This window comes from Nocardia sp. NPDC049149, from assembly GCF_043197455.1.
Lineage (GTDB): Bacteria > Actinomycetota > Actinomycetes > Mycobacteriales > Mycobacteriaceae > Nocardia.
In genome coordinates, this window is the sequence record NZ_JBICTD010000007.1 from 446,281 (window position 1) to 464,610 (window position 18,330).

Consider the following 18,330-nt stretch of genomic DNA (forward strand, 5'->3'; position numbering starts at 1 on the left):
AGGGTTCGGCTCGACACCGAGCGGCTGCGGGTGCGGGTGGCCGCCGAGCTGCCCGGGTACATGGTGCCGAGTTACCTGGTGGTGCTCGACACGATTCCGCTCACCCCGGTCGGCAAGCTGGACCGCAAAGCACTTCCGGTGCCGGACTTCTCGGAGACGCACCGGCCGTACCTGGCGCCGCGGACACCGGTGGAGCAGGCGGTCGCCGCGGTGTTCAGCGATGTGCTCGGGCAGGGACGGGTCAGCGTCGACGCATCGTTCTTCGAGCTCGGCGGCAATTCGCTGAGCGCGACCAAGGTTGTCGCCAGGGTCAATTCGACGCTCGGCGCGACCATCGCGTTGCGTGACCTGTTCGACGCGCCCACCGTCGCGCAACTGTCGGCCAGGGTGGTCCCCTCCGTCGATGTGGTGCCGGGCACCTTCGCCCCGGCACCGCGGATCCGGCCGGACCGCATTCCGCTCTCCCCCGCGCAACAGCGCATGTGGGTGCTCAACCGGCTCGATCCCGGCTCGCCCGCGTACAACATCGCGGTGGCGTTGCGCCTCACCGGCGATCTGGATGTCGAGGCCATGCGCGCGGCGCTGGCCGACGTGGTCGCCAGGCACGAGAGCTTGCGCACCATCTACCCCGCGGACGCCGACGGGCCGCGACAGGTCATCGTCGCCACCGAGATGGCCGCGCCCGCACTGGCGGTCGTGCCGACCGAGGACGGCGCGACACTGCGCGAGCAGCTCAATCTGTTGACCGGCAAGGGCTTCGACATCAGCAAGGAGCCGCCGCTGCGGGTCGGGCTGTTCCGGCTGGCCGCCGTCGATGCGGCGCCCGTGCACGTCGTCGTACTCGTGGTGCATCACATCAGCGCCGACGGCGCGTCGATGGCGCCGTTGGCCACCGATCTGGTTGCCGCGTATTCGGAGCGCGCGGCAGGCGCGGACACCACGCGAGTTCCGCTGCCGGTCCAGTACGCCGACTTCGCGCTGTGGCATCGGGAGCTGCTCGGCGCCGAGTCCGACCCGGATTCGCTGGCGGCCAAGCAGATTCGGTTCTGGACCGACACGCTCGCGGGTGCGCCCGACGTCCTGGAGCTGCCCGCGGACCGGCCACGCCCCGCCGTGCAGTCGATGCGCAGCGCCGACGTCGAATTCACCATCGACGCCGAACTGCACCGTGCCATGGTGGAATTCGCGGCGGCCAGGCAGGTCAGCCTGTTCATGGTCGTGCACGCGACGCTCGCCGTGCTGCTCGCCCGGCTCGGCGGCACCGACGACGTGGTCGTCGGCACGCCGGTGGCCGGGCGCGGACATGCGGCGCTGGACGACCTCGTCGGCATGTTCGTCAACACGCTCGCCTTGCGCACGCCGGTGGATCCCGGTGCCGGGTTCGCCGACTTCCTCACCGCGGTCCGCTCGGCCGATCTCGACGCGTTCGCGGCCACCGACGTGTCCTTCGAACGACTGGTGCAGGCGTTGAATCCGGCCAGGTCCACGGCGCATCATCCGCTGTTCCAGGTGTCGCTGTCGCTGCAGAACTTCGTCGAGCCGGTGCTCGAGCTGCCCGGGTTGCGGATCGAGGTGGAGGACTTCGACCGGCGCGCTTCACAATTCGACCTGACGTTCGACCTGCGCGAGCGCTTCGACGAGACGGGCCCCGCCGGGCTGGCCTGCGTGCTGACCTACGCGACCGACCTGTTCGACGCGGCGACGGTGACGTCGTACGCCACCCGCTGGCGCCGCGTGCTCGCGACCGTGCTCGCCGCGCCCGACGTGCGGCTGGCCGACATCGACATCCTCGACGAGCGCGAGCGCGCGGCGTTGATCCCGGTGCACGGCCTCGACAGTGTCGGAACGACAACGCTGCCCGCGCTGCTCGCCGCGACCGTTGCCCGGTATCCGGATCGGCCTGCTCTGGTCGCCGCGGGCGACACCACGACCTATCGGGAACTCGACGCGCACGCCAATCGCCTGGCGCGACTGCTGCTCGGCGCGGGCGCAGGCCCGGAAACCGTGGTCGCCCTCGGCCTGCCGCGTTCGCCGGATCTGCTCACCGGCATGTGGGCGGCGGCGAAGATCGGCGCGGCCTTCCTGCCGGTCGATCCGAAGCACCCGATCGAGCGGATCGATCACATGCTGGCCGACTCCTCGGCCCGCGTCGGTCTCACCATGAGCGCCTACCGCCCGATGCTGCCGGACAGCACCAGGTGGCTCGTGCTCGACGACCCGCATTTCGTGCTGCACTGGTCTACCGCAAGCGCCCGCCCGCTGCGGGATCGCGAGTTGCCGAGGCCGATTCGGCTGGACAACCCCGCCTGGCTCATCTACACCTCCGGCTCGACCGGCACGCCGAAGGGTGTCGCCGTCTCGCACCGTGGCATCGCCGATTTCGTTGCCGCGCAGGGTGATCTGCTCGACCTGGGCGAAGAGTCCCGGGTATTGCACGTCGCCTCACCGAGTTTCGACGCGTCGATTCTCGAGGCGCTGATGGCGTTCGGGTGGGGCGGCGCGTCGGTCGTGTCGCCGCCGGAGGTGTTCGGCGGCAGCGCGCTCGCCGAGCTGATCGACGCGGAGCAGGTCACGCACGTGATGATCACCCCGTCCGCGCTCGCCACGATCGATCCGGCCGAGGTCTCGGGCGTACAGGTGCTCGCCGTCGGCGGCGAGGCGGTCGGCGCCGAGCTCATCGACCGGTGGTGCGCGCCGCGGCGCGGGCGGCGCGGCCTGCGGATGGTCAATCTGTACGGCCCCACCGAGTTCACCGTCGTGGCAACAGGTTCCGCGCTGAGCCCGGGCGCGCCGGTCCCCCTCGGTCCGCCCATTCGCGGTGCCGCCGCACTGGTGCTCGACGGCAGGCTGCAGCCGGTTCCGGTCGGCGTCGCGGGCGAGCTCTTCCTCGCCGGGCACGCGCTGGCGCGTGGCTACCACGCCAGGCCGGGTCTCACCGCGGGCCGCTTCGTCGCGAATCCCTATGGTGCGCCGGGCGAACGGATGTATCGCACGGGTGACCTCGTGCGTTGGACGTACGGCCCCTCGGCGGCAAGCCAGGCCGGTGCGGAACCCGGGTTGGTGCTGGAATACCTCGGCCGCACCGATTTCCAGGTCAAGGTGCGCGGTCAGCGGATCGAGCTCGGCGAGATCGATGCGGTCCTCGGCAAGGTGGACGGTGTCGATTTCGCGCTGACGCTCGGCGTCACCGGGCCTGCGGGCTCCACCGCGTTGGTGGCCTATCTGGTACGCAAGCCGAACGTCGAACTCGACCTGGCACAGGTGCGCGAGGCCGCCGCGGAGACCTTGCCCGGCTATATGGTCCCGTCCGCCTTCGTCGTGCTGGACGAGATCCCGCTCACCGCAGTCGGCAAGCTCGACCGAAAAGCATTGCCCGCACCGGATTTCAGTGCCGAGGAGACCGAGTACCGGGCGCCGCGGACGGCGACGGAGGAGGCGCTGGCGCAGATCATCGCCGAGCTGCTCGGCCTGGACAAGGTCGGCATCGATGCCTCGTTCTTCGAGCTCGGCGGCGACAGCATTCTCGCGATCCAGCTGGTGTCGCGGGCAAAGCAGCGCGGCATCGACTGCACACCGCTGCAGGTGTTCGAGCACCGCACCGTTGCCGCGCTGGCCGCGGCGGTCGCCGGTCCGGTGCAGGCGCTGGCCGAGCTGCCTGGCGGCGGTATCGGCGAACTGCCGCTCACGCCGATGACGCGGTCGCTGATCGACGCGGGTGGCGGCCGCAGGCTCCCGGCGCGGACCGCGGTGCTCGAGCTGCCGATCGGCATCGACCACGACCAGGTGATCGCCACCGTCGCCGCGGCGGTCGACCGGCACGACATGCTGCGGGCACAGCTGTCCCGCCACGCGGCGCAGGACTGGCGGCTGCTGGTGCGCGAGCCCGGCTCGGTCGACGTCGGCGCGCTGGTGCACCGGATCGAGTTCGACGCCGCGGCCGACCCGGTCGATCTGCGCGAATACGTGACCGCCGAACTGGATTCGGCGATACATCGGCTCGATCCCGCGAACGGCGTTGTGCTGCGGTGCCTCTGGCTCGACCCGATCGGCGACGCCGGACGCCGGACCAGGGCAGGCCTGCTCGTGGTGCTGGCGCACCCGCTGCTGGTCGACGATGCCTCCTGGCGCATTCTGCTGCCGGACCTGCTGGCCGCCTGGGCCCAGGTCTCGGTCGGCAACACCCCGGTGCTGGCGGAGACCGGCACGTCGATGCGCCGGTGGGCACACGCGCTCACCGACGAAGCACGCACGGCACAGCGAGTTCTCGAACTCGGCTATTGGCAAGGCGTTCTCGCCCATGCGGATCCGCCCCTCGGTGTCAGGGCGCTCGACCCGGTCATCGACAAGGCGCGCAGGCTGCGCACCGTCCGCTGCGAGGTGTCCGAGGACGTGACCGCGGCAGTCCTCACCGAGCTGCCTGCTCAGTTCGCCGGCGCGGCCGACGACATCCTGCTCACCGCGCTCACGCTCGCGCTACTGCGGTGGCGCGCACAGCGATCCGGCGATCGGCGTCCCGACGTGTTGCTCCGGCTCGAAGGCAACGGCCGACCGGAGCAGGCGATCCCCGGCGCCGCGCTGGCGCGCACCATCGGCCCGTTCGCGACCCACTATCCGATGCGGCTAGAGCTGGACCGGATCGACAACGACGAGGCGTTCCACGGCGGTCCGGCGCTCGGCGCGGCGATCCGCGCGGTGAAGCGGCAACGACGGACGGTGCCCGACAACGGGATCGGGTTCGGCCTGCTGCGCTACCTCAATCCGGACACGGCCGCACAGCTGGGCACACCTGGTGCGCTGCCAGGACAGATCAGCTTCCGCCACCGCGGCGGGACCACCGCAGGCGATGTGCCCGCCGGGCTCGACGGCCTGGGGTGGACGCCGACCGACCTGTTCGGCAACCTCTCGGCCGCAGGCGATCCCGAGCTTCCCGTGCAGTCGGTGCTCGAGGTGACCACGACCGTGGTCGGCGGTCGGCTGCGTGCGGACTTCACCTTCCCGCAGACGCTGCTGCACCGCGCCGACATCGCCGGGCTGGCGGGTCTGTGGCTCGACGTGCTCGGCGCGGCAGCCGAATTCGCGCACTCGCCGGCCGCGCAGGTCGCCGCGGCCGAGGAGGCGGCGGCGATCGCCGCCGACCGCCAGGCCCTTGCACCGGAGGCCACCCTCGGACTGGACGTGGTGTTGCCGATCCGGCACGGCGGCACCGAGCCCGCACTGTTCTGCATCCACCCGTCCTCCGGAATCTCCTGGAGTTACCTGGGATTCGCGCAGGTGCTGCGGCCGGGGCGGCCGATCTTCGCCATGCAGGCACCCGACCTCAGCGGTCGGGAACCGTCGCTGCGCTCGATCGAAGAGTTCGCCGAGCGGTACGTCCGCGAGATCCGCCAGCTCCAGCCCTCCGGCCCGTACCACCTGCTCGGCTGGTCGTTCGGCGGGCTGATCGCGCACGCGATCGCGGCCAGATTGCAGGCGGACGGTCAGCGGGTCGGCCTTGTCGCACTGCTGGATTCCGATACCGCCGACGTCGACAGCGCCGACGTCGAGCACCTCACCGCGGGGGCGTTCGTCAACAGCTTCGGCGCGATCTTCGGGATCCACGATGTGCCCGCCGACGCCACCGCGAGCCAGGCGGCCGACCTCATCCGCGACCGGCTCGGCGGCGTGCCGATCGTCGACGCGGACATGATCGAGCGACTGACCGAGTCCTACAACGCGGCGGCGCGCTCCCGAGTGGGCTACCAGCGCCCCGTATTCGACGGTGACCTGCTGTATTTCAGCGCGACCGTCGACAGCTCCGACATCGTCGGCCCGGACGGCTGGCGGCCGTACGCGACCGGCGCGGTCATCAACCACGACATCGAAGTCACGCACAACGAGCTGACCGCACCGCACGTGCTGCCGACCATCGCGCGGATAGTCGACGAACATCTGGAAGGACAACAATGAATGCCGATCAGGGAGTAGTGGTCGAAGGAATCGAGAAGTCGTTCGGCGCCGTCAAGGCGCTGCGCGGAGTCGATTTCACGGCCGCGCCGGGCGAAATCCTCGGCATCCTCGGCCCGAACGGCGCAGGCAAGACCACCATGGTGAACATCTTGTCGACGCTCATCGCACCCGACCACGGCCGGGCGCTGGTCGCCGGGCACGACGTCGTCACCGATCCGGCGGCGGTGCGCCGCTCCATCATGCTGACCGGGCAGTACGCCGCGCTCGACGACATGCTCAGCGGCTACGAGAATCTCGTGATGTTCGGCAGGCTGATGGGTCTGCGCAAACGCGCCGCCCGCGCCCGCGCGGACGAACTGCTCAGCGAATTCGACCTCGTCGCCGCGGCGGGCCGCCGGGTCGGCACCTATTCAGGCGGCATGCGGCGGCGCATCGACATCGCGTGTGGTCTCGTGGTGCGCCCGGACGTGGTGTTCCTCGACGAACCGACCACCGGGCTCGATCCGCGCAGCAGGCAAGGGGTGTGGGATCTGGTGCGTAGCTTCAAGAAGGCGGGCATCACCACCCTGCTGACCACGCAGTATCTCGAAGAGGCCGACGCGCTGAGCGACCGGATCATCGTCATCGACCACGGCGTGGTGATCGCGCAGGGCACCGCCGACGAACTGAAATCCAGAACCGGCGGCAGCTACTGCGAGGTGGTGCCGCTGGATCTGAAGGACCTTTCCGTCATCGCCGACGCGCTGGGTTCGCTACTGCCGGAAGACAATCGCGCCGCGCTCACGCCGGACTCGGATCGCATCACCATCCCGGCGCCGGACGGCGCGAAGACACTCGCGGAAGCGCTGCGCCGCCTGGACAGTGCGCAAGTGGAGCTGGTCGACATCGCGTTGCGCAGGCCGTCACTGGACGACGTGTTCCTGCAGCTGACCGGACATCTCGCCTCCGCCGACGGCACCGAGTCGAAAGCTGTTGATGTGGAGGCGGTTTCATGACAACAGGCACCTGGCTGGCCGACGTCGGCGCCACGCCTGCCCGCGCACGACAGTGGTGGGTGCTCACCACCAGGCTGATCGTGCCCTCGGTCGAGACCGGCGAGGTGCTCACCTCGCTGCTCGCGCCCGCGACCTTCACCGCGGGCTTCTACATTCCGCTGAAGACGGTGATGACGTTCGCGGGCACCGGCTTCAGCAGTTACGCGCAATTCATGATGCCCCTCGTCGTGCTCCAGGCCGCCGCGTTCACCGCCATTTCGGCCGCGTTCCGCTCGGCAACCGACTCGGTGGCCGGACTCAATCGGCGGTTCGGGTCGATGCCGATCGGCAGGTTCGTTCCCGTCGGGGCGCGGATGTCCGGCAACATCTTCCGGCTGGCGTTGTCGCTGTGCTCGGCGATCGTCTGCGGGTACGTCATCGGGTTCCGGTTCTATCTGGACACCGCGCACATCGTCGCCTTCCTACTGCTGTCGATGCTCATCGGCACCGCGTTGACGCTCGGCGCCGATGTGATCGGCACGCTGTCGCGCAGCCCGGAGGCGACCACGCAGGCACTGGTGTTGCCGCCCTTGATCTTCGGCATGCTGTCGACCGGACTGGCTCCGGCACACCAATTTCCGGCCTGGGTACAGCCGTTCGTGCGCAATCAGCCGGTATCGCAGTTCGTGATCAGCTTGCGGGCGCTGGCGGGCGACACGCTGGGCAACGCGGGCCAGGTGACGTGGTCGCTGCTCGGTCCGTCGCTGGCATGGACCGCCGCGATCCTCATCGTCTGCGTTCCGCTGACCATCCGGTTGAGTTCGGGGAGGGCATGATGACACTGCTTGCCGAGCGCGGGGACGTCACCCGCATCGAATCCGAGGTGTCCTTCGCAGCGCTGTTGCGGCACACGGCGATTCAAACCCAACGCCTGCTGCTGCGCTGGATGCGTAATCCGATCACCGTGCTGGAGGCGCTGATCATCCCGTGCCTGCTGCTGATCATGCTGGAAACGGTGGTCGGCGGCCAGATTCGGAAATTCACCGGCGAGAGCGCGCTCTACGGTTCGGTGCCGATGGTCACCATCACCGGCGCGGTCTCCGGCGCCGTCGGCTGCGGCGTGCTACTCGGCCGGGAACGGGAGGCGGGCCTGCTCCGCCGCTTCTGGGTGCTGCCCGTGCACCGGGCGTCCGGCCTCACCTCGCGCATCGTCGCCGAAGGCTGCCGCATCTTCGCAGGCACGCTGGCCATCCTCCTCGTCGGCTATCTGCTCGGTTTCCGGTTCCATCAGGGTGTCCTCGCGACCCTCCTGTTCCTGACCATCCCAGTGCTTTTCGGCCTGGCCTTCGCGACCATCGTCACCGCGGTGGCCGTGTTCAACGCCAAAGCCGCTCTGGTGGAAGGGATCACCATCCTGACGTCGCTGATGATGTTCTTCAGCACCGGTTTCGTGCCGCTGGCCGCCTACCCCACCTGGATCCAGCCGGTGGTCCGCAACCAACCCATGTCGGTGGCCGTCGACGCTATGAAAGCCCTGGCACTGGAGGGTCCGCTGGCTCGTCCGCTGACCCTCACGTTCGTGTGGTCGGTCAGCGCGATCGTGCTCTTCGCCGTCCCCGCAACCATCGGCTACCGGCGGGCCAGCAGGCGTTAGTCAGCTGCCGGAACGCCGACGCCCCACCACAGTTGTGGTGGGGCGTCGGCTATCCGTTCGATGGACGAAACTTTTTGACCCGCAGTGCTATTCCGCGGCGAGCTGGCGGGCAAGAGCCCAGATCACCAGGACATCGATGGCGATGATGACCAGGGACCAGAACGGATAGATCGGGGCGAACAGGAAGTTGTCCAGAATGCTGAGCACCGCCATCACGATGCCCGCGAGGTAACCCCAGGTCTTGCCCGTGACAATGCCGAAGCCCGCGACCAGGATGAGCACCGCGATGACGACGTGGATCCACCCCCAGGTCGACACGTCGATGAGAAACACCTGGTCTTCGGAGACGACGAAGATATCGCGTCCGGCGATCGCGGCGATGGCCGTCAGCAGATGCAGCAAACCGGTGAGCAGGATCAGGACGCCGGCGAAGATCGTCATGTCGCTGATCACCGGGCCGGTCTTGGTGGGGCCGGGACTGGTCATAACACACACTCCTTCCGAAACGCGTGCACACCTATTCGGCTCAACGTATCCCTGCGGCAGGGGAAATCGGCGCAGGTCGGCGGGCGGGTCGGGCGCACGGGTCGCGGTGCGGCAAACCGGCCGCAGCTGGCGAGTGCGCCGATACCCCGAGAACACCGGAGATCCAGCAGACCGCAGGCAAACGATCGGCGGCGCGCCAGCACCGATGTGGCCGATCGCGGCCGCGTGCCGCACAATAAGGGCCGCACGCGGTGACCCCCGGCATTGTTCGCCGCGGTGACACATATCGCTGCGACACAAGGTCTTGTGCTACGCGGACTTGTCACCCCCAAGGAGTAGTGTCCAAGGGAGCAAATCCGGGATAGCTCTGTGGCTGCTCAACGGGCTCGGGAAAGGTGTGGAGGCAGGATGAAACTGATCGATCGGGTATCGGCCATCAACTGGAATCGGGTGCCCGACGAGAAGGATGCCGAGGTCTGGGACCGGCTCACCGGCAACTTCTGGCTGCCCGAGAAGGTTCCGGTGTCCAACGACATCCCCTCGTGGGGCACGTTGACCGCCGACGAAAAGCAGCTGACCATGCGGGTCTTCACCGGCCTCACGCTGCTGGACACCATCCAGGGCACGGTCGGCGCGGTCAGCCTCATCCCCGATGCGCTCACCCCGCACGAGGAGGCGGTGTACACCAACATCGCGTTCATGGAGTCGGTGCACGCCAAGAGCTACAGCTCGATCTTCTCCACGCTGTGCTCGACCCGCGAGATCGACGACGCGTTCCGCTGGTCGGAGGAGAACCGCAACCTGCAGCGCAAAGCCGAGATCGTGCTCGAGTACTACAACGGCGACGATCCGCTCAAGCGCAAGGTGGCCTCCACGCTGCTGGAGAGCTTCCTCTTCTACTCGGGCTTCTACCTGCCGATGTACTGGTCCTCGCGGGCCAAGCTCACCAACACCGCCGACCTGATCCGGCTGATCATCCGCGACGAGGCCGTGCACGGCTACTACATCGGCTACAAGTACCAGAAGGGTCTGGAACTGGTCAGCCAGGCCGAGCGCGACGAGCTGAAGAACTACACCTTCGAGCTGCTCTTCGAGCTGTACGACAACGAGGTCGACTACACCCAGGACCTCTACGACGAGGTCGGCCTCACCGAGGACGTCAAGAAGTTCCTGCGCTACAACGCGAACAAGGCGCTGATGAACCTCGGCTACGAGGGGCTGTTCCCGAAGGACGAAACCGAGGTGAACCCGGCGATTCTCTCGGCGCTCTCGCCGAACGCCGACGAGAACCACGACTTCTTCTCCGGTTCCGGCTCCAGTTACGTGATCGGCAAGGCCGTCAACACCGAAGACGAAGACTGGGAGTTCTGAGTCACTTCCGAATGCGGGCCTGCCACGGATTCGTGGCAGGCCCGCTTCGGGTCACGGATCCTGTTGTCGGCCGACAGGTTCGGTAGGCGGACCGGATGCGTGCCCCGTGCGGTCGCCCGGCCGCACCATGGTCACCATGGCGGACTTCGACATTCGGCCGATGCGGACCGACGACCTGGCCCAGGCCTGCGACGTGCTCGCCTTCGCGTTCGCCGACAACCCGAACGCCCTCGCGGTGGTCGGCGGCGATCCGGCGAAGGCAGCCCGAATGATGCGCTCCGGCGCCAGAATCGGCAAAATCGGCCGCGCGTTCGCCGAGGTGCTGGTCGCCGAACAAGACGGCGAGGTAGTCGGCGTACTCAACGCCGCCCCGTGGCCACACTGTCAAATGAGCGCCCTGGAGAAACTCCGGATCGCGCCGCGCATGATCGGGCTCCTTCGCACCGCGCTGCCGCGGGCCGCCACCGGCATGCGGATCATGGCCGAACACGATCCACGCGAACCACATTGGCACCTCGGCCCGATCGGTGTCCACCCGATCCACCAGGGCAAAGGGATCGGTCGCGAGCTGCTGACCGTCTTCCTGAAGCAGGTCGACGACCAGCATCTCCCCGCTCACCTGGAAACCGACGTCGACCGAAACGTGCTCCTGTACCAGAGGTTCGGCTTCGAGGTAGTCGCCACCGCCCTCATCCACGGTATCGACAACCGCTTCATGTGGCGCAAAGCCCAGTCGTTCTGAGCCGCATCAGCGGCACCTGGTCGTATATCGCCGCGGACTACCGCCCTACCACGGCGACAACGACACCGTGGTGCCCGCCTCCCAAAGCGAACACCTCCACGCTCTCCTCACCCGAGCAGGCGCCGAATCCACTTACCGCACCATCCCCGGCGCAGGCCACTGCTTCGAGAACTACTCGGACGTAGCCGGATTGATCGACGACTCGGTCAAGTTCTTCGACACCAAACTCGCCCAGCCGGGCGCCTAGGAGCTCATGACCCCGGCGAGGTCTACCTGGCGGCGGACGTTGGCAAGGGCCGTGACCACGGCGGTGCCGAGGGAGCCGCTGCGGCCGTAGAGGGTGGCGGTGCCGACGGCGATGCCGTTGGACGCTACGTGGTCTTGAGCCTGGAGGCCCAGTTCGGGGCCCTCGGGGAGACGAGACAGCGTCAGCGTCATGTCGGTATTGATGTAGCCGACGCCCGCAGAACCCCAGTGGCACACCAGGTTTGTCGCGTCGCCGAGCGCCGCGGCGCGCTGGAAGGGCGAGATCGTCTCGCCCTCGATCAGCGGCGGCAGGTTCTGCCACATGATCTTGCGGTCCGCGGTTTGGGCAGCGGCGAAGTTGTCGGTCCACTCTGCCGCACCGTACTTGAACAGGGGCGGTTCACCTTCCGGCGCGACGAGTCTCGTGTGCGGGGCCGGGAGGTGCGGCCGGGGTTGCCAGACCTCCCCCGGCGGTTGCTCGGCAGTCAGCAGGAACAGTGCCGTCGCGCGGGCGCGGATCTGCCCGCGTTGCACGATCGACGCATCGGCGACAGTCATCCGGTTGCTCGATCGAATCACTGCGCTCTGCAGTGCGATTGGTTCATTCAAAACCGGACTGAACAGATCGGCAGTGAGTCGGGCCGGAATGAAGTCGGTTCCGGGACAGTGGGTTTCCAGTTCACGCGCCAGCAACGCACACACCGCGGGCCCGGCTACCTGCTTCGGAATTGGAGAATCGAGGCGGCCGATAATGATCTGATCTGATTCGGGCACGTGCGTTTCCTCCAGCTCGGCGTGGACGGAATCGGCTTGGAACGTTCCAATTCGGAAAGTACGTATTGGAACCGGATTCTGGATTTCTGTTGCCTCCGGCGGTTTTTCGTTCAATTCTGTACACCTCTGGCCTTCCAGCTGGTTTGATGCAGTCGAGATCCGATGCGGGTCCGCATTCGGATCGACTATCGACAAGCTTTTCGGCAAGGTTCCACAAACACTGTCCACCTGGGTTCCAGAATGGACCCCGCTCGTTAGCAACCCTCCGGAGATGCCACGATGACGAATGGTTCGACCCTCCCGCGCCGCCTGTTGGGCAGGGAGCTCCGCAAAGCCCGTGAAAAGGCAAATGTGAGCGTGGAATACGCGCGCGCGGAACTCAGCGTCAGCAAACAGACGTTCTGGCGCATGGAGAACGGTCTTGCCATCAAAATCAACCCGCTGTTCGTCAAGCGGCTGTGCGAGATCTACGGGGTACCTGATGGACAGGCCCAGGTCCTCCTCTCCCTCACCGAGGAGATGAAAGCAAAAGGGTGGTGGCATACATTCGATGGGGCATTCCCGCCGACTTTCGGACTCTTTGTCGGCATGGAAGCCGCTGCGGACCACGTTGTTTCGTATCAGACAACGTTCATGCCCGGATTACTGCAAACTGACGACTACCGCCGGGCAATGTTCTGGGCCGAGTTCCCCAATACGTCTGCCAAGGACGTCGAAACCACCGTGGCGATCGCCGCCAAGCGACGGACCCGACTCGTCGGCAACGTGCACTCGCTGACATTGGATGCGTTCATCGACGAGTCCGTGCTGCGCCGCCCGACCGGTAGCGCTGCCGTCATGGCCGATCAGCTGCGGCATATCGCTGAATTCAGTCGACTACCGAATGTTTCGGTCCGCGTACTGCCGACCTCCGCCGGTACGTACAAGGGGCTATTGGTCGGCTCGTTTGTGCTGCTCGAATTTCCCCAGCACCCGACCGCCTACCTGACAGAGCCGCCGATCGTATACATCGAAGGTCACGCCGGTGACCTATATCTGGAACAACCCGAGGAGGTGGCTGCGTATCGCGAAGTGTGCACAGATATCAAACGGCTGGCTCTAGACGAGGCCGAGAGCCGCAACCTAATCCTTCGAATAACAGAGGAGTTCAACACATGAGCATCGACCTTTCCGACGCACGCTGGTTCAAGAGCACCCGGAGCACGGCCGAGCGAGAATGCGTCGAAGTAGCGCATCTCGCCGAAGGCATGGTCGGCATCCGCGACTCCAAGAACCCCACCGGCCCAGCCCTGGTCTTCACCCCAGCCGAGTGGGACGCTTTCCTGTCCAGCCTGTAATTCCCGGCGAGTCCCCCACTCGCCCAGTCAATCTCGATCCCGCGAGTGGTACACGGTGGCATCAACAGCATGTCCGCACAACCATGTACCACTCGCGGTGAGGAGCTCGGGTCAGCCGATGGCGGCCAGGTACTCGCCGTAGAAGAGCATGAGGCCGATAGCGGCAGCGATGCCTGCCAACAGCCAGAAGCGAATGATGACAGTGGTTTCGGCCCATTTGCTGAGTTCGAAATGGTGGTGGAAGGGGGCCAGTTTGAACAGCCGGGTTCCGGTGGTGCGGAAGACGACGATCTGGAGGAGGACGGAGAGGATCTCGGCGAAGAACAGGGCGCCGACGACCGCCATGAGCAGTTCGGTGCGGGTGGTGACGGACAGCCCGGCGAGCAGACCGCCGAGGGCAAGAGATCCGGTGTCGCCCATGAAGATTTTGGCGGGGGCCGCGTTCCACCAGAGAAAGCCGATACATGCTCCGGTGCCTGCCGCGCAGACGAGGGCGAGGTCGAGCGGGTCGCGCACGTTGTAGCAGCCTGCGACCGGAGTCGTGACGCAGGCGTTGGTGTACTGCCAGAACGTGATGATCACGTAGGCACCGAGAGCGAAGCTCATGGAGCCCGCGGCCAAGCCGTCCAAACCGTCGGTGATGTTGACCGCGTTGGACCAGGACACCACGAGGAAAACGACGAGGATCAGGAACACGGTCGTACTGAAGGTCACCGTCGCGACATCACGGACGTCGGACATATGCCGACTGGCGGGAGTCAGCCCGGAACTGCCGGGAAAGCGCAGGGCGAGCACACCGAAGATCACCGCGGCGACGAGCTGGCCGATGTATTTGCCGGTCGCGGTCAACCCGAGGTTGCGCTGCATGCGGATCTTGATGAAGTCGTCGAGGAAGCCGACCACACCGAGCGCGGTGGCCAAGCCGAGCACCAGCAGCCCAGAGGCGGTCGCGCCCTGCCCCTCGTGCCGCATGCCGAGCAGATGCGCGCCGAGGTATCCGGCCCACATGCCGATGAGGATCGCGATGCCGCCCATCGTCGGCGTCCCGCGCTTCGACTGGTGGCTGGCCGGCCCCTCGGCCCTGATCTCCTGACCCAGCTTGCGCCGGGTGAACAGCTTGATCAACAACGGCGTCAACGTGATCGAGACCGCGAGCGCGATCATCGCCGAGTACAAGATCTGCCTCATGTGCCCCTCGAGTAGCCGTCATCAGGTGTGACAGTGATTGAACCATCAACGAGCGGACGCTTTTTCGTGGCCCGACGGCTCGATGAGGGCAGCACCCGTCGAGACCCGCCGCCGACACCACTGCACCCTCGTCCTCGCAAATGGCTTCGACGTTAGCAAGACGAACAGATTTGCGCTGGTCACCGCGCGCGAACGCCGAGCAGGGAGCGAACGGGAAGCGTGGATTCGGTGAACAGCATGCAAGATTCGCGCATCGGGCGGCCGTCCGCATGGCGGTTTTTCGTACCCGAACGCCACTCGAGTGCGGAAACCTTCGTGAGCTTCGTCTCTATACGACCGCAGTGCTTCCTGCTTCCGATACTCGACGCCGATGTGCACGAACTCGTCGAGAGAGGACAGCAATGAGGGAGCAGACCGGCACCGTGGTCGAGGGATTCGTCCCGGTGATCGATATGTCCGCACGCGACACCGCGGCAGGCCGCGCGAGCATCGCCGCGGCGATCGGCGCCGCATGCGCGAGGTCAGGATTCTTCGTCATCGTCGGACACGGAGTGCCGACCGAACTCACCGCGCGGATGTGCGCGACGACGCGAGCGTTCTTCGCGTTGCCCGATACGGAGAAGGATCGCGTCGCACACCGGCCCGGTGTGTCCGGATTCCGCCGGATGGGCGGTGCGACGGCGCACAGTATCGGCAAGAAGACCCCACCTGACCTGTGCGAGGTGTTCTCCGCGCATGTGACGGGAGACTTACCTGCCCACGAACGCGCGCAACTCGGCGACTACTGGGCGTCATGGCAGCTGGCGAACGTCTGGCCGACTACACCGGCGGATTTCGCGCCGACCTGGCAGGAGTACCTGACCGCGATGAGCGACTTGGCAGGCACGCTCATGCGCTTGTTCGCACTCGCCCTCGGCCTGCCCGAGCATCACTTCGACGCGGTGTTCGACCGCCACGTCTCCTCGATCGCGGTCAATTACTACTACCCGCAGCTCGACGCTCCGCTGCCTGGACAGTTGCGCCGCGGCGAACACACCGACTGGGGCAGCCTGACAATCCTCTACCAGGACACCAGCATTGGCGGCCTACAGGTGCTGCAGGACACCGAATGGCGTGCGGTGCCGACGATCCCGGACGGTTTCGTCGTCAATATCGGCGACCTGATGGCGCTGTGGACGGCGGGCCGCTGGGTGTCGACAATGCACCGGGTGGTGAACCCCGAACGCGGAAACACCTCCTCCCGCTTGTCCATTCCGTTCTTCTACCTCCCCGACCACGACGCGCCCCTCGATCCGATCGGCGCGTTCGCGGGCACCGAGCCGCCGGAAACCTTCGGCACAACGACTGCGGGCCAATGGATCTCGCGAAAGATGCAGCAGACGTTCGCGAAGGACCCGAGGCAGCACGGGTAGCAGGCACCGCACGATGCCGCGGCCTCCCGCAACGGGAGACCGCAGCACTCAGATGCCGAGCACCACCTTCGCGGTGGTGAAGTAGATGATCAGCCCGGTGGCGTCCACCAGGGTCGTGACCATGGGCGCCGAGACGACCGCCGGATCGATCCGCAACTTCTTGGCGAGCAGCGGCATGGTGCCGCCGATCGTCGCGGCCCACCCGCAGATCAGCACGAGCGTGATGCCGACAACCAGGGCGACTCGCGGGCCGACGAACAGCCCGCCGATCACCAATCCCGCTGCGGCAAGCATGGATCCGAGCACGAGACCGACCCGGCACTCCCGCCAGATCACCTTGAACAGATCGGAGGCCCGCACCTCGCCGACGGCGAGCGCGCGCACGCAGGCGGTGGCGGCCTGGGCGCCCGCGTTGCCACCGGCGCCGATCAGCAGCGGAATGAACAGCGCGAGATGCGCGGCCTGCTGCAGCGTGCCCTCGAACATGTCGGTGACGCTCACGGTGAGCGTCGCGGCGAACAGCAGCAGCAACAACCACAGCGCGCGATACCTGGCCAGCTGGAACACGCTCGCGGCCATGTAGTGACCCTCCCACGGCGCGGACCCGGCCTGCCTGGCCACGTCCTCGCTGTCGGCGGCCTCGATCACCTCGACGGCGTCGTCGATGGTGAGCAGGCCGACCAGCCGGTCCTCGCTGTCGACGACCGGCAGGTTGATGTCGTTGGTCTCGCGCATCAGCCTGGCCGCCTTCTCCGCGGCGTCGGTGGCGCGCGCGAAAGCCGGTTCGGTGACGACCAATTCGTCGATCATCGCGTCCGGCTTGCTCAGCACCAGCTCGCGCAGTTCGACGATGCCGATGAGCCGCCTGCCCGCGTCGACCACGGGCAACGTGTACACGGTTTCGGCGGTGGCGCCCTTGGCCCGCACCATGGTCAGCGCCTGCTCGACGGTGAGGTTGCGCGGCAGCGCGATCACCTCGGGCGTCATGTACTGACCCGCCGAACCCTCGGGGTAGCCGAGCAGCGCGGCGGTCATCCGCCGTTCGCGCGGGCTCAGCCCGGCGAGCACCTTCTTGGCCACCTTCGCAGGCGCCTCGCGCAGCATACGGGCCCGGTCGTCGGGCGCCATCTCCTCGACCAGGTCGCGGAAGCTCTGGTCACGCAGTCCCTGCAGGATCTGCTGCTGATCGACCGGTTCCAGCTCTTCGAAGACGGCGAGCGCCAGGTCCTTGTCGAGCAGCCGGAACGCCATGCCCGCCTGGACGGCGTCCATCCTGGCGAGCTGGTCGGCAATGGCGTGTGGCGGGTGGTTGTCGAGCCAGGCGAGTGCGGCGTCGACACGGTGGCTCTCGGCGATGTCCTGGAGCGATTCGGACAGCGTCGGACGTACTTCGATGACATCGGTCTGCGACATGGCGGGTCCTCAGCAAAGTTGCGTGAGTGAACAAGAACGCGAAAGTTCACACCGCGGGCGCCGGCCCCTGCCTACTCAGGAATGCGAAGGGGCGACGCCGCGCGGCCTTCGACTGGGAGGTTCGTTGCGCATGACAACCCCACCTCCTCCTCGTCGCTGCCGCAGACCTGGGACGTCCACGCCATCACTGAAAACCTGGTTCAGATGCGAAAGCATCCCTGAGCAGGATACAGCTAAAAGGACAGGTTGTTCACCACGAACGATCAGGCTGCCCATCCGGCACGAGCGTGGCCGCAACGACCGGCTCGGCAGCCAGCCAGGTCGGCACGTGGTGCACCCACTCCGGCGCCGGTTCCTGCTGTGCGCCGAACAGGTAGAGGTGCGGCACCAGACCGCGCAGCGCGCGGTGCACGTCGAGCCGGTCGTCGATCATGTGGGTGATGCCGAGGTCGGCGCAGTGCACCGCCTTGTCCGCACGCTTGCGGCAGAAACGCAGGTGGTCGCGTGGCACTCCGGTGCGGGCGTAGAACTCGTGGTGGTCGAGCCACTGCCTGGTGCGCTCCTCGATCCGCGGGCCGCATTTGGAGATCACCCACACCTGCCCGGCGAACTGTTCGACCAGCCGAGGCAGTACGTCGAAGGCATGCGGGCTCGGCGGTGTGCGCAGTGCTTCCGCGAGACCCCCGGAGAGAAATACCGTGTCCTGATCACCGGCCCGCAGGGCCGCCCCCTGGATGACTCGGCCGAAATCGACGCCGAGCCGAGATTGTCTTGCACTATTCATTTG

Annotated in this window: 15 protein-coding genes; 10 read left to right on the forward strand and 5 right to left on the reverse strand. The window is 66.9% G+C overall.

The genetic code is table 11. The annotated features are described in order from the left end of the window. From ACGFNJ_RS29645 to ACGFNJ_RS29660, 4 genes are all read left to right on the forward strand, one after another. The coding region (locus tag ACGFNJ_RS29645) for an amino acid adenylation domain-containing protein (RefSeq protein WP_393455248.1) at window positions 1-5,946 on the forward strand (5,946 nt) is incomplete at its 5' end. Further along, window positions 5,943-6,941: an ATP-binding cassette domain-containing protein gene (locus ACGFNJ_RS29650; RefSeq protein ID WP_393455251.1), complete on the forward strand. Its 999-nt coding sequence runs from the start codon at window positions 5,943-5,945 to the stop codon at window positions 6,939-6,941. The genes ACGFNJ_RS29645 and ACGFNJ_RS29650, both read left to right, overlap by 4 nt. Further along, the gene (locus tag ACGFNJ_RS29655) at window positions 6,938-7,756 is read left to right on the forward strand and encodes an antibiotic transporter (protein WP_393455254.1); all 819 of its coding nucleotides are present in this window, start codon (window positions 6,938-6,940) and stop codon (window positions 7,754-7,756) included. The genes ACGFNJ_RS29650 and ACGFNJ_RS29655 overlap by 4 nt, the downstream gene beginning before the upstream one ends. After that, window positions 7,756-8,574, forward strand: coding sequence for an ABC transporter permease (locus ACGFNJ_RS29660; RefSeq protein ID WP_393455401.1), 819 nt, complete (start codon window positions 7,756-7,758; stop codon window positions 8,572-8,574). Before ACGFNJ_RS29655 ends, ACGFNJ_RS29660 begins: the two co-directional genes overlap by 1 nt. 87 nt (window positions 8,575-8,661) lie before the next feature. On the opposite strand, the gene ACGFNJ_RS29665 is transcribed toward ACGFNJ_RS29660, so the two are convergent. Then, complete coding sequence (locus ACGFNJ_RS29665; protein ID WP_069163279.1) at window positions 8,662-9,060, reverse strand: hypothetical protein; 399 nt, start codon at window positions 9,058-9,060, stop codon at window positions 8,662-8,664. A gap of 408 nt (window positions 9,061-9,468) precedes the next feature. On the opposite strand from ACGFNJ_RS29665, the gene nrdF reads away from it, so the two are divergent. The 3 genes from nrdF (at window position 9,469) to ACGFNJ_RS29680 (ending at window position 11,420) form a co-directional block, all read left to right on the forward strand. Next, window positions 9,469-10,431 carry a class 1b ribonucleoside-diphosphate reductase subunit beta gene (nrdF, locus tag ACGFNJ_RS29670; RefSeq protein ID WP_069163280.1) on the forward strand — a complete coding sequence of 321 codons (963 nt, stop codon included), beginning with the start codon at window positions 9,469-9,471 and terminating at the stop codon, window positions 10,429-10,431. 136 nt (window positions 10,432-10,567) lie between these two features. Further along, on the forward strand, window positions 10,568-11,173 hold the full coding sequence (locus tag ACGFNJ_RS29675; RefSeq protein ID WP_393455258.1) for a GNAT family N-acetyltransferase: 606 nt from the start codon (window positions 10,568-10,570) through the stop codon (window positions 11,171-11,173). A gap of 16 nt (window positions 11,174-11,189) precedes the next feature. Continuing rightward, window positions 11,190-11,420, forward strand: coding sequence for an alpha/beta hydrolase family protein (locus ACGFNJ_RS29680; RefSeq protein WP_393455404.1), 231 nt, complete (start codon window positions 11,190-11,192; stop codon window positions 11,418-11,420). Here ACGFNJ_RS29680 and ACGFNJ_RS29685 read toward each other — a convergent pair. Further along, the gene (locus tag ACGFNJ_RS29685) at window positions 11,417-12,400 is read right to left on the reverse strand and encodes a thioesterase family protein (RefSeq protein WP_393455261.1); all 984 of its coding nucleotides are present in this window, start codon (window positions 12,398-12,400) and stop codon (window positions 11,417-11,419) included. The genes ACGFNJ_RS29680 and ACGFNJ_RS29685 overlap by 4 nt on opposite strands. Before the next feature lie 72 nt (window positions 12,401-12,472). On the opposite strand from ACGFNJ_RS29685, the gene ACGFNJ_RS29690 reads away from it, so the two are divergent. Both ACGFNJ_RS29690 and ACGFNJ_RS29695 read left to right on the forward strand, forming a co-directional pair. Then, window positions 12,473-13,351, forward strand: coding sequence for a helix-turn-helix domain-containing protein (locus tag ACGFNJ_RS29690; protein ID WP_393455264.1), 879 nt, complete (start codon window positions 12,473-12,475; stop codon window positions 13,349-13,351). Further along, complete coding sequence (locus ACGFNJ_RS29695) at window positions 13,348-13,530, forward strand: DUF397 domain-containing protein (RefSeq protein WP_393455267.1); 183 nt, start codon at window positions 13,348-13,350, stop codon at window positions 13,528-13,530. Before ACGFNJ_RS29690 ends, ACGFNJ_RS29695 begins: the two co-directional genes overlap by 4 nt. Window positions 13,531-13,641: 111 nt before the next feature. Here the strand turns inward: ACGFNJ_RS29695 and mraY are convergent, their stop codons facing one another. After that, window positions 13,642-14,718 carry a phospho-N-acetylmuramoyl-pentapeptide-transferase gene (gene mraY, locus ACGFNJ_RS29700; protein ID WP_393455270.1) on the reverse strand — a complete coding sequence of 359 codons (1,077 nt, stop codon included), beginning with the start codon at window positions 14,716-14,718 and terminating at the stop codon, window positions 13,642-13,644. Window positions 14,719-15,119: 401 nt separating this feature from the next. On the opposite strand from mraY, the gene ACGFNJ_RS29705 reads away from it, so the two are divergent. Beyond that, the gene (locus ACGFNJ_RS29705; RefSeq protein ID WP_393455273.1) at window positions 15,120-16,130 is read left to right on the forward strand and encodes an isopenicillin N synthase family dioxygenase; all 1,011 of its coding nucleotides are present in this window, start codon (window positions 15,120-15,122) and stop codon (window positions 16,128-16,130) included. 48 nt (window positions 16,131-16,178) lie between these two features. Here the strand turns inward: ACGFNJ_RS29705 and mgtE are convergent, their stop codons facing one another. Further along, window positions 16,179-17,543, reverse strand: coding sequence for a magnesium transporter (gene mgtE, locus ACGFNJ_RS29710; RefSeq protein ID WP_393455276.1), 1,365 nt, complete (start codon window positions 17,541-17,543; stop codon window positions 16,179-16,181). 250 nt (window positions 17,544-17,793) lie between these two features. After that, on the reverse strand, window positions 17,794-18,327 hold the full coding sequence (locus ACGFNJ_RS29715; RefSeq protein ID WP_393455279.1) for a hypothetical protein: 534 nt from the start codon (window positions 18,325-18,327) through the stop codon (window positions 17,794-17,796). Between the last annotated feature and the right edge of the window lie 3 nt (window positions 18,328-18,330).